Here is a 14,168-nt window from a genome sequence, read left to right as displayed (position 1 = left end):
CTGAATTAAGCCAACTCATTTGATTTAAGTCGTATCATTTGCAGCCTCATCCTTTTTACGTACACAATTGCGACATAGTATATCGGCGTTTACTAGAGACATGGACGTCTCCTTTACATAATTTCTTTTAGATATCCACTTACGTAGTGCTTCATGCATTTAAAAAGCAAATTGTTATAAATTGTTATAAATTGTTAAACCCTATTCTAGAAACATTAAAATAGCGCTACACTCTTTTTGCACATATTGAAGAAAAGGAAATATTCGTGAAACGAGCCAGCGTTTTATCGAGCTGCATTGCTTTAGCATCACTAATTGGTTGTTCAACTGAATCAACACAATCAGATGTAGTAAAAACAGAAGGGATTTGGGCGGATATTCGTGTTACTTCAAATGGTGAAGGCTCCCGAGTTGTTACTGAGTTCAATTTAAATAGTAGTTCTGGTGCGAACGTCATCCTTTCTGATGGTGATAGTGTTAGAGCAACACTCGGTAATGAAAGGAAGATATTGGTAAAAGATCACGACCTATTCGATGTCGATTATCAAGGTTACTTTACAGCAACTGCAAAAAATTCTGAGCTAACACTTGAGTTCATTCGTGATAAAGAGAATGAAAAATTAACCTCTAGAGTGAAACTTCCTGCACCAATAAAACTTTACGCTCCAGTTTCTGAACAATTTAACCGTAATGATGACATTTTGGTCGAGTGGAGAGAGGAAAGCGACATCAATACCAAGCTTTTTCTCGAATTTAAATCGTTTTGTACAAAGACGACTGGCGACTCAAGCCTTATAAGCTTCGAATCTGAAATATTAGAGTCTGGTGGGCAATATAAAATTCTATTGAGTGAATTAACAGGCTTTGATGATGACGCACTGGATAAAACAAAGCCATGCGACACGACTGTAACATTGTTCCGTACCCGAAAAGGCGCTATCGATACCAAATTTAAATCCGGCAGTCGAATAAATGCCATTCAGGAAAAACAATCTGAAAAGTTCCAAATTACTCTTAACTAGTTAATTTCAATAACTTTCCCCCCTCTTCTAAAAGTTATTTTAAAAAACTAATTAAGAGTAAACATAGCCCAAAGCTCTCGCAAGAGAGCTTTTTCTTTAATGTTTATCCCATCCCTCATATGTACTTTCCAATTGTACTTTCCGATTAAAAGCAGATGAAGATTTCCAATAAGTTATTGAAGAAGCTTGCCTCGCATCAAAATGTCTCCATCATAAAACACACTGGCACCGGGTGGCGTCCAATATAAAAAGGCCTCAACATGTAGTTGAGGCCTTTTTAATGCTAAAACTTGTAGTTAAACTTAAAAACGATAGCTCAAATTCAGTGCTAAGTCGTTTACATCATTTGCAGAAATGAAATAGTGGCTAAAATCTACTCCTAATGTCAAAGCTTCACTGAGTTGATAATGAACACCACCGCCTATGTAACCGCTAGTACCGCTGTCTTCGTAACGAGTGGAAAATCGACCATCCCGAACGCTGTTAATCTTGTAATCCCAATTAAACGCACCCAAGAACATTTTACCAACAAACTTATCTGCAAATGATTTTGAGTAGTTGAATTGTAATGCAGGACCTTCAGGCAAAACCGGGGCAACTCGCGCCAAAGCCATTTGGCTTTGCTCAGGATCTGTACTCAAGCCTGTAAACTCTACGCTTCCCTGACCAAGGTCAATGTAGCGAAGTCCTACTTGCCAATTAGGGACTAATTCATAAAACGCCCCTATTGACCAACTACTGCTGTCTTCATCTAAGTTGACGATGTTTAAGTCTGAAGCGTTAATTTCACTATCTGCTGTAGATTGTCCGAGCGTTGCCTCCACTTGCCAATTGCTCGCCTGTGCTTGTGTGCTTAATAAACAACTCGTACTCACCAATGCAAAAGCGGGTAAAAGTGATTTTTTACGGCGCAGTACCAGCGCGCTGATTAATAGTAACAACATGCCTCCCATAGTCCCTGAGGACTTATTAGTTATGGATGTAACTTGTTTAACTGATACCGTGACGCTTACCTGGCCCTCAGCCATAGCGCCAAACTCATCTTTAACAACATAGTTAATTGTATCAACACCTTCAAACCCAACTTTTGGTGTGTAACTCAGCGTACCATCAATATTAATGGCCACTGTACCTTGGCTTGCAGTTGCAGAAACAATGCTTAACATTCCACCTTCAGGGTCACTATCATTTGCAAGTACATCGATAATGATTTGCGCACCATTTGAGGTTGCGGTGTCATTCGACACTTGCGGTGGTTGATTGGCGATAATAGAAACTGTCGCAGTACTATTGCTTGATCCGCCCTGTCCATCAGTCACACTATATTGAATAGTCGCATTGCCTATATATGCAGCTGGTGGCGTATAGTTCAATTGATTATTTTCGATACTAACAACACCGAAATCGACACTCGCACCCGTTATGGTAAGTGTATCATTGTCACTGTCCGTATCGTTTTCGAGCACATCAATTATAATTGTTTGACCAGAGACAATTGTCACACTATCAGCGTTAGCGACAGGTTGTGCGTTATTTGAGATTGGTACTGCGATTCCACCAGGGTCGACAATACTGCCATTGGCAATACCATCATCATCATTTGGACCCCCATCAACAATACGTAGTTGCACACACCAATCACCATCGCTAAGGCCTGCGGTCCATTCGTTGGCTCCTGGAGGAGGACAGAAACCTGGCTCACCTTGAGTTGAGAGCAACTCGTTACCTTCTCCAATCACAAAGTCTTGCCACTCACCGCCAATTAATTTGCGATAAACCGCATTAAGTGGAATAGGTTTGCGTTGTGGTAAAACGATACTATATACATCACCGGGTTGTGGTAACCCCGTCGCAATAAAGTCGAACAAACCACCTGCATTATTGGCATTTGGATCTGAAGGCAGCTCTGTTTCCAACAGCTGTAGACCACCCGTATTATTTTGTGGCACAGTGGCGCCTTTACGCAAACATACACCTGGGTCACCTTCAACCAAGAACTGGCTAGATTCTAACGCTTGTTCTTGCACCACATTACAATCAGTGATCGCATCCATGAAATCAGGAATACCATCTTCATCCTCATCGGCATAGCCTTCTTGATCATCCGGAATTAAATCACCGTCACTATCCTCTCCGGTCAACGGTGCTAAAGAGTCAACAACTTCTATAAAGACATTGCGAGATGTTGACAGACTTGGTATCGCATTATCTTCAGCCGTAACCCTTACTTTATAAATACCCGCCGGGACATTGGCAGGGTTAAATTCAAAGATAAATGGATCATTCGATGTATTGACTAACGCCGCATCCGGCTGCCAGCTCACACTCACAAGATCATTCGGGTTAGGATCAGCGACTAAAGCTTCTATGGTAACCACTTCATTAGAGGCGGTAATTAAGCTACGCTCTTCACCACTTTGCTGCACAACTGCCGATAAACTTGGTGCCACATTCTGCTCAACAATTGTTACTGTTGAAGTAGATTTCGCGCCTCTGTTTACTGAGTCACTCAGGGAGATCACAATGGTTTCGTTATCTTCGCTTATACCATCAGCAAATATATTAAAGCTGATGTTAGCACTCGTGCCCGAGTTTATTACTACTTCACCCGACTGTAAGTCATGATCACTGCTATCCGCTGAGCCCGAAACGGTATAAGGTACGGTTACTGGGTAACTTGGTGCAGGGCCATTTAGATACACCTTAACGGAGTGACTGCGATCTTCTGCAACTCGACTATCTTTTTGCAGTGACACCAGAGGGTTGACGTTAAGACTCTGACTCGCAGTGGCTTGTTGTCCTTGACTATCCGTTGCCTGCCAATAAACGATGTGTTTACCAGGCGCAAAGATAGGAATTCCTCTGACTAAAGATACCGGTAGTGGGTTCCCTGAGCTATCTGATGCGACCGCAGTACCAAGATCCACTTTGGTGAATAAGCCTGTTGCGTTCACGGTTAAGTCACTCGGTGCAGTAATGGATGGCGCATTGCCCGTGCCCGTACCATTAATCGTGATACTAGCATTTGCCTTTGCCCTCGCTTTACTATCATCTTCAATCAAATAAGTAACGACTATTGGTACTTGTGCGTTTTGCACAGCTTGGTAAGTCAAGGTGTTATTGGCTATGAACGCAGAGCCAATTGAGGCTTTAGCGCCGATAATTCTGAGCGTTCCGCCATCTGGGTCACTGTCATTGCTTAATACAGGAAGCACATACTGATTAGAAGCCACAGCATCAAAGGCAAAGCTGTCATCAACAGCAATAGGTGCATCATTTACGGACGTTACCGTCATCGCAACAGAAGCCGTATTTGACTTAAATTCACCGTCTGACACGGTGTAAGTAAATACATCAGAGCCATTAAAGTTCGGCAATGGTGTATAGCTAAACACAGTACCTTGAATTTGAACTACCCCATTTTGTGGCTGCGACACTAACTCCATGGTCAATGCATCACCGTCTGGATCGTTCACCTCTGCTGAGAAGCTTGTCGTGCCATCTTCAAGTACCGTTCTTTGCATGTTGTTTGCTACAGGCGCGGCGTTAACCGGCTCAACGTCAATCTCAAATGCCGGTAAGCTTGCTTGTAATGCACCATCACTGACACTGACGATGATATTACTGTAAGTGCCCACATCATCTCTAGTCGGCGTACCTGCTAAATTACCTGAGGAAGTATCGAAGCTTGCCCAAGCTGGTAGGTTGGTCACAGAGAACGTCAATGCTTGAGAATCCACATCGGATGCTGTCGGCGTAAAGCTGTATGCTTCGTCTTGTTTGACAGTAGTTGATGGTGTACCTGAGATAATTGGTGCGTCATTCACAGCATTCACCACTATGCTAAACGCAGGCAAAGATGCTTCAGCTTGGCCATCCGACACCGTAATTACGATGCCGCTATATGTACCGTCTTGTCCTTCACTTGGCGTGCCAGTGATCGCGCCTGTTGTATCGTTGAAACTTGCCCATACTGGCAGGTTCGCCACACTGAATGTTAAGCTATCACCGTCGGTATCCGATGCCGAAGGAGTAAAGTTGTATGCAACATCTTCATTGACAGACGTCGCTGGAACTCCAGAAATAACCGGCGCATCATTTACTGATGTCACTGTAATATTGACTGTCGCTGCATTCGACACTAAACCTTCGGCATCTTGTACCGTATAAGTAAAGCTGTCATTTCCGAAGAAATTAGCATTCGGCGTATAAACAATATTACCTGTCGTTAGTATTTGCAGCGAACCGCCTTGAGGCTGGCTAACAATTGCAACACTTGCGGCATTGAGCTGACTATCTACGTCCGTGTCATTACCCAATACGTTGATTTCTATGTTGCCATCCTCAAGTAATTGAGCCGTGTTGTTAACAGCAACTGGCGCATCATTAACGGCTGTGATATTAACGGTAACCGTTGCAGGGTCAGAACGCAGCCCTTCACTATCTTCGATGGTGTAAGTGAAGGTCAATGTACCATTTTGATCTTGTTTTGGTGTGATAGCGAGCACACCATCAGAACCAACCGTAACGGTAGCGAGATCGTAGTTGCCTGCACCATCGCCTTTATCTTCAAGCGCAACATCCGAACCATCAAAACCTTGATCCTCAACATCAGAGTCATTTGCAAGAATTGCCAATGTCGTTGCAGTATCTTCGTTTGTTGTTACCGTGTCATTTCCTGCCACAGGTCGGTCGTTTACAGCACCAATATTAACGGAAATCGTGGCAATATTTGACTTACCACCTTCACTGTCAAGAATCGAGTAAGTAAAGCTATCACTCCCCGTCTCATTGGCATTTGGCGTATAAGTAATGGTGCCATTATTCAAGTCTATTGCCGCTTGACCTTTACTTGGCTGAGACTCAAGTGCAATAGCCCCTGTTGGGTTGGTATCTTCGACATCCGTTGCATTTGTCCTAATCGCCAATGCAGATGTTGGCGTGTCTTCATCGATATTCGGTGTAAAGTTAGCCGCGACTGGTAAGTCATTTACCGGCGTTATAGTAATACTAACCGTTGCCTCATTTGATTCAGCCTGAGTCGAATCTTTAACCGTATAAGTAAATGAATCCGAACCATTGGCATTGGCAGTTGGTGTAAAGGTCACTACTCCATTATTAACGCTTAACTGCCCCTTAGTCGGCTGAGTTTTAATCGTAACCGATGAAGCAACCATATTGTTTTCAGGGTCACTATCATTGGTAAGCACATTCACCGAGTTAGAAGCATCTTCAAGCGTAGTCAGCGTATCGTTTACAGCGGTTGGTGCATCTTCAATTGCATTCATATTGATTGTTACGGTGTACACCGGCGAGCTGGCATTAGCGCTGTCTTCAACATGATAGGTGAAGCTATCGGTATGATTTTCACTCCCCCCATGAACATAGCTAAAACTACCGTCGGTGTTGAGAGTTAACGTACCGTATTGCGGATCTGTGTCTTTCACTATCGTTAGACTGTCGTTGGAATCAAGATCATCGTCACTCGCAAGCGACAGTAGACCATTATTAAAGTCCCGCGTTAGTGTTGCGCCTTCATCTATAGTGAAGCTAGTACTTTGCCCAGTTGGTGCATCATTGGTATTAACAACTTCAATATTAAATGCGGTGAGTGTATCGCTATCCGTACCATCGCTCACCGAAATTTCAATATTAGAAGTCGTGCCAACATGAGAGTCATCTGGAGTACCTGAAAGTTTACCAGTTTGCGTATCAAACGTTGCCCAACTTGGCTTATTCGTAATGCTAAAGGTATGAGTATCGCCAGTGTCAGAGTCAGTCAAGGTCGGCGTGAAGTCATATTCACTATCTTCATTGACGCTCGTTGCCGGTGTACCAGAAAGCACCGGCGCAACGTTATACTTTTTAGTGACTGTGTCAGTTACTGCACTCGATTCATTCCCAGCGTTATCAGTTACAGTAACAGATAACGTCAATGTTCCTTCGTTTAATGAGGTGACATTAATTCCAGTCTCTTGGTGGGTAGTACCCGTTATAGATACTGCACTTGAGCTAGTTACTGAACTGCTACCGTCTGAGATTTCATAAGTAAAACTACCCGCTGATTCCAAGCCCGTTAATGTGAAGCTAAATGCAGTTTCATTACCTGCATTGATTAAATCTTGGTCAATCGCAGCTGAAATCCCACTTGGTGCGGAGTTGTCTAGCGTGACTGTCGTGCTCGCTGCGCTTGAGGTATTGCCTGCAGCATCACTTTGCGATGCCGTTACCGTCAACGTGCCATTGTTAAACGTGCTAACATCAAATTCTGAGCCACTTATTGTCCATTCGCCGGAACTATCAGCAGTGACAGTACGATCCAAACTATTCGCACCATCATTGATAGTGACAACTACGCTATTTCCAGCTTCCGCTCCCGTTCCTACTATCAAAACATCATCATCTTCTGACGCATTTATTAAATCATCGCCTTCTATAGGCGTTGTGATCGCAGGTGCTGAAGGTGCTGAGTTATCCAAAGTGATCGTGGTGCTAGCTGCACTTGAGGTATTACCTGCTGCGTCACTTTGAGTAGCTGAGACCGTCAATGTGCCATTGTTAAACGTACTGACATCAAATTCCGAGCCACTTATAGTCCAATCCCCTGAGCTGTTCGCAGTGACCGTTCGATTAAAACTATTTGCACCGTCATGAATAGTAACAGTTACACTATTACCCGCCTCGGCGCCCGTTCCTACAATCAACACATCATTATCTTCCGCCGCATTTACTCGGCCATCACCTTCAATTGGTGTCGTAATTGTCGGTGCAGAAGGTGCTGTATTATCGAGTGTAACAGTCGTACTTGCTGCACCAGATATATTTCCTGCTGAATCTGTTTGCGTCGCCGATACAGTTAATTCGCCATTACTAAATCCACTAACATTGAACTCACTGCCACTGATAGTCCAGTTTCCGCTACCATCGGAAGTCACATTTTGACTCAGCGTTGCTGAACCGTCAGTAATACTCACGCTAACAGTCACGTTAGCATCGGCACCAGAGCCAGCAATCAAGACATCATTGTCTTCAGCGGCATTAATTTGACCATCTCCCTCAATTGGAGTTGTAATACTAGGCACTGAAACACTCGTATCAATGACCATTGATAAGCTATTGCTATTGGCAATATTACCGGCGGTGTCCGTTGATCGCGCTGTGATTGCGTGCGTACCACTGGTCATCGCCGAACTAGGAGTAATAGTCCATGCACCTCCCGCAGCTGTGGCTGAACCAACAACGCCATCAAGATCAGAAATGAGTGTCACTGTGTCGCCCGTAGATGCACTTCCTGTGAATGTGGGCGTTGTATCATTAGTAATGTTATCTGCATTTGAGGAGCCGGTATCACTCCCAGCGGTCAGATCTGGCGTGCTTGGCGCGGTAGGGGCTGTATTATCGATCGTTACGCTTAAAGAACTAGAGCTACTACTTACGTTCGTGCTCGCATCCGTAGCGGTCGCAAAAATCGCATGTGATAACCCAGCAGTCAACGGATCCGTTGTAATTTGCCAATTACCACCCGTTGCTGTGCCAGTACCAATGACCGTGGTACCTCCGCCTACCTGATCACTATATAATTTAACCGTCGCCCCGCTCTCAGCAGTACCACTGAAGGTTGGTGTGGTGTCATTGGTAATATTGTCTGAGCTTGAAGCCCCAGAGTCTGAAGCCGCATCCAAGTCTGGTGTCGATGGCGCATTTGGGGCCACGTCATCGTTGACTGTTATCGTGAATGACTCTTGATAACTTGCGGTTCCATCACTCGTTTGAATACAAATAACATAGTCACCCGGAGATGTTGATGCTTGCGTTTGTAACGTAGCTCCTGAAAATTGGAAACTGCCGTTACCCGTATTTGCGCTACATGTACCACCATCGCTACTGCCAGCCGTAACCAAGCTATAGGTATGACTATCGCCACTTTCCACATCTGTGGTACTGGCTGTCGCCACGGTCGCAGCAGTGCCGGTATTCGATTGATCTATGCTTGTAGCTGTCAATGTAATATCGGTAGGAGCATCATTTACGGGAGTAATAGTAACTGCGGCCTGATTTGTACCAGTACTGTCTACTGTTCCATCATTAAAAGTATAGTTGAGTGTTACTGACGAGCTTGGATCCTCAGAGCTGTTACTGTAGCCAATTGATTGCAACACATTATCAACTAGCGCGGAAGTAGCACTGCTGTTGAAAGTGAGTACGAGTGTGCCTGCAGAGTTAGTGGTAACTGTACCGACTTCTGTACTATTGTAACTCAGCGCGCCTCCCTGAGTCAGTGTACCTAGTAGCCCTGTGTTACTAAAGACATCTTCACTATTAGCACCACCTGAACGTGAGATTGTTAGCGACGCACCATCATAGTTACCGTTCCCACTATTAAGTGCGTCAAGTTCAGTATCTGCAATGGTTACATCACTATCTATAGCAATCGAAGTGCCATTTTCAGTAAAGGTATTACCACCATTGAGGCTTGTAAATACTGGCTCTTCATTAGCAGCTTCAAATGTGATCAATGTGTCACTACCAGAGTCAGCTACGGTATATGCGAGATCACTACTAGGGGAGTTTGTAAGCGATAGTGATACTTCTACGCCTGAAAAATCGGTTGCATCAGTATCAACTTCTAGTGTACTCGAACCGTTAAACCGCACGTTGCTGGTAGATAGCCCCGTAACCCCTGTTATTGTTATCGTGTCACCGACTGCAAGATCGGCAATCGTATCACCATTGAGATCGCTTGCTGCGCCCTCAAAATTGTCATTGCCATCATTACCCGTCATGGTATCTGTACCACCACCTGGACGCAGAGTATCCGCACCACTACCACCAGTCATGGTGTCTGAACCATTCAAATCTGTTGCCGTTATTTCTAGCACATCACTAGAAAAAGCAGAAGCGTCTATGACTAAGTCTGACGTGATTGCACTGCCGCTGGCATTTGTAACCGACACAGTTTGACCGTCGGCATTAAAGTTATCAGTAAGTGTGATCGTTGCTGCGTTATTTGTACCAATTGCAATGCCTTCAACGGCAGAAACCGAGGTGGTTGAGAAATCAAATGTTCCACCATCCATGAGTTTTAATGTCTCACTGCCCGCAGCGCCAGAAATAGCGGTCGCAAAATCGCTCAGGTTGGCAGCATCAATCGCGACAGTTGCACCACTTGATAGACTGAGATTCCCTATATTAAAGAACCCGCCTCCAGTAACGTCCGCACCATCTGATGCTAAAACCAAGTCGGCCACGTCAGAGTCGCCTGTTAAATCACCAGTATAGGTACTACCACCAATGTTAAACGTTACAGCATCATCGTTCGACGTTGCTGAAACATCTGTGGTACCGTTACTGATGGTAATAGTCCTAGTATTGCTAGAATCGTCGCCAACACTATAAACTTCAACCGAAGAGAAAGTCGTGATATCCCCGTCACCAGAAATATTGATAGTTTCTGTTCCAGCCGCTGAAATATTACCAGTAAAGCTTTCATGTTGAGTTGCAGTCATGGAAACAGATGCGCCAGAAGCCAGTGTCAGATTACTAACTGCATTAATACTTGCACCTGTTATATCTGCGCCAGAACTCAAAGATAGCGTATCTGCAGTCGTATTTTCGCCCGTAATAGTACCTGTGTAGGTAAGTGAACCTAAATCGAAGGTAATTGCGTCTGAAGTTGAAGTACCAGTAACAGAATGACTTGCACTGCTAATGGTCACCGTTCTTGAATTGGTTGAATCATCGGATAAGGTATAATTTTCAAGCGCAGAAACCGTTGTAATATCACCATCGCCAGAAATAGTTAGAGAATTAGTGCCATCGCCTGACACCGTGCCTGTAAACGACGACAACTGAGATACTGATATCGTGGCAGATCCATCAGTGGCTACAGAAAGGTTCTCAAAACCACTCACTGTCGCCCCTGCGATACTTCCGCCATTACTGATTGAAAGCGTATCTGTACCACTGCCTCCAGCTAGAGTACCTGTAGCAGTATATGTACCGACATTTATTGTGTCATTACCACTGCTTCCTGTTACGCTTTGCCCCGCAGCCCCGAGCGTAAAGGTGTTAGCCGCTGAAAGTATATAAGTTTCAATCGCACTATTACCAGTTAAACCATCGGCACTATCGCTGATAGTGACGCTCTCAGTTCCCGCAGCGGTCACCGTTGTAAAACTATCATGTTGTGCTTCAGTCATAGTGACTGATGCATTATCGCTTAGAGTTAATGATTCAAAGCCGCTTAGTGATGCCCCGCTAATATTAGCGCCTGAGTCAGCCTGTAACGTATCGGTGCCGGATCCACCAGAAAGCGTACCTGTAGCAGTAAACCCAGCAACATTAACTGTATCGTCGTCACTACTACCAGTGACATTCTGTGATGCTACTGCCATGGTGAAGTTCATTGCAGCACCTAACACATAGGTTTCAATATCGCTATCACCGGTTAGGGTTTGATCTCCATCAGCACTAGATATTGTAAACTGGTTTGTACCTGAACCATTAATGGTAGTAAATGCGTCATGCTGTGTTTCAGTAAGCGTTAAAGAACCGTCATTATCAGGGGTTAATGTCTCGAAATTAGTTAATGACGTAAAGTTAGCTAAATTAGAGCCAGTCACTACAAATAAGGTATCAGTTCCCGCGCCCCCATCCGCAGTTGAACCAGCAATGTGGCTAGTATCAGCAATAGACAGTGTTTCATCGTCACTAGTGAAGGTAATTGCTGGAGATAAATTCGTTCCGCTCGTAGTATCAAAACTAGCTGCGGTACTGCTTGCTGCAGTGACATTACTCACGGAAATAGTAGCTGTGCGAGAGGTACTATTATCTGTGCCATCATTTATCACGACAGTGACAGTTCTTGCGGTTTCGTTGGGCGTACTGGAAGTATTGTTGTAAGTGATTGCCTGTAGGAAGGTTTGCACTTCTGACGCTGAGGCCGTTGCACCAGTTATAGAAATTGTATCTTGTAACGTAATATCTGAAGAGCCCGAAACTCCCGTCAATGCATCTTGGGCAGATGCACTAATATTCAAACCTTCGGATGCACCATCTTGATCGTTCGTGAGACTTACGGTAATGGTTGTTATCGTGTCGCCATCAGTTTCTGTCACAGCAGCATTCGCTGCAATGTTTACCGCACCACCACCTTCAGAGAATGATACACTGCTATCGTCACTACCACTCGTTGAATCTAAATCAACTGCAGGAGCGGTGTTGGCCGTTGAGAAATTAAATGTCGTATCGTCACTGATCCCCGCAAAACTGTTACCTGCGGTGTCATCAACCGCCGTTGAATCAACTCGAATTGAATAATTACGGTTGCCCGTCAGATCACTGGTTGGATTTATATAAATTTTATCGTTTGTAATACCGATGCGGCCCGCACCAGGACTGGTGGTGGTACCATCACTTTCTGTTGCTACATCAAAAACTTCAAAATCACTACTACCGCTGACGTCACGAATCGTAATACTACCGGTTCCCAACACGATAGTTTCACTAAAATCGATCACAATGTCATTGCTACTTACTACACCGGTAGCGTCATCATTTGGCGTCGAATTTGCGCTATCAAACGAAGGCGCTGTGTTATCAATTGTAAAGGCGCTTATCGCCAACGGTGTATTTGCATTACCTGCAGTATCCGTTACAGTAACCGTACAATTACTGTATGTACCAGCAACAAGCGGCGTGCTGTTATCGGTTTGCGTTAACGTAATCGTATTGTTGCCTGTACTGCTAATTGTTGTTGATGTAGACGTGCCACAGCTTCCACCAACAGCAAGTGTGCCAGTTTCATTGGTGGTAAACGTATAGTTTGGCGTTGTATCGTTACCTGGCGTAGTCACAGCGGTTACTTCGCTAACAACTGGCGCAGTCGAGTCAATGCTTACACTCAAGGAACTAGAGCTACTACTGATATTGTTACTGCTGTCGGTTGCTTTTGCACTGATAGCATGCGTTCCCGCACTCAGTGTACTGGTAGTTATTTGCCAATTACCACCAGTTGCAGTGCCTGAACCTATCGCAGTAGTTCCACTGTCTACCTGATCGCTATACAATGTGACTGTTGACCCACTTTCAGCCGTACCACTAAATGTGGGGGTGGTATCACTCGTTGTATTATCTGTATTTGATGAACCCGTATCAGATGCTGCATCTAGATCTGGTGTGGAAGGTGCGCTAGGTGCCACATCGTCGGTAACTGTAATGCTCTGTGTTTTTTGAAAGGTTGTCGTACCATCATTTGTTTGGATACAAATGTTATAAGACCCCGCTGACAGCGAAGATTGAGTCTGTAAGGTACTGCTAGAAAACTGAAAACTGGCATTATCGTCATCACCCGTTGACGTACAGCTGCCGTTAGCACTGGCGCCGTTAGTTACTAGGCTATAAGTGTGGCTATCTCCACCATCTGCGTCAGTGGTTGATGCTGTCCCAACTGTTGCAGACACCCCAGTTGCAGATTGCGCTATTGATGTTGCAGTGAGTGAAATATCGGTAGGTGCAGAGTTAGTAATAGGGGTAACATTGACCGTATTAAAAGCAAATCTCGTATCATAATTGCTCGAAGATTTATTTTGAAACTTAAATACCACTCTGTCGATTGAATCCCACCCAGAGCCACTATACTCAGAGCCTTTAGTCATTGTAAACGTGGTATTAAGCGCACCTCCGGGTACATCAATTGTGGCCGTAACAGAAGCGCTTGAAGTACTGTCATCATACCCTTCAATCGTTACCTGATGAGTTATTGTGCTACTATCTCCCGTCGAGGTATTACGCAAAATAACAAAGGAGTCTAGGCTAAAATTATTACTGTTACTGCTGCTGTAAACAACATAACCAGTCTCTGTCGCGGTTGGAGAAGCATTGACTAGGTTGCTTGAATAGGCGCCTAAACCGTTACTAATCCCCATGCCGCTATCTGCAGTATATGCATTAGGAACCCCTGCATCAAACAAATACTCTATAGCGTTAACCGTAAGGCTCACTTCACTCAAACCCGATGAGCTTGATTGATTAACATAATCTATGGCGTCTGCGTATACAGCAAAACTAGAGCATGCCGCGGTAACAAGACCCAAACCTTGCAACATGCAGGTAATTTTATTCAACTTCATGTTTCACTCCAATTGA

2 protein-coding genes are annotated in these 14,168 nt (G+C 44.4%); one reads left to right on the top strand and one right to left on the bottom strand.

What is annotated here, in order from left to right:
• The first annotated feature begins 266 nt into the window (after positions 1 to 266).
• A complete protein-coding gene (locus MHN30_RS06445; RefSeq protein ID WP_130165401.1) occupies positions 267 to 1,022 on the top strand; it encodes a hypothetical protein in 756 nt (251 codons plus the stop codon).
• Between the two features lie 302 nt (positions 1,023 to 1,324).
• Here MHN30_RS06445 and MHN30_RS06440 read toward each other — a convergent pair whose 3' ends face one another.
• Complete coding sequence (locus tag MHN30_RS06440) at positions 1,325 to 14,152, bottom strand: Ig-like domain-containing protein (RefSeq protein ID WP_239358978.1); 12,828 nt, start codon at positions 14,150 to 14,152, stop codon at positions 1,325 to 1,327.
• Positions 14,153 to 14,168: the final 16 nt, after the last annotated feature.

Source organism: Pseudoalteromonas sp. OF7H-1 (assembly GCF_022347825.1).
Taxonomy (GTDB): Bacteria; Pseudomonadota; Gammaproteobacteria; order Enterobacterales; family Alteromonadaceae; genus Pseudoalteromonas; species Pseudoalteromonas maricaloris.
The sequence above is the reverse complement of the archived record's forward strand: the minus strand, read 5'-3'. Positions and strand labels throughout refer to the sequence as shown.

Excerpts from the sequence above, each read along its gene's own strand:
- MHN30_RS06440 (WP_239358978.1), bottom strand. The coding sequence starts at position 14,152 with ATGAAGTTGAATAAAATTACCTGCATGTTGCAAGGTTTGGGTCTTGTT.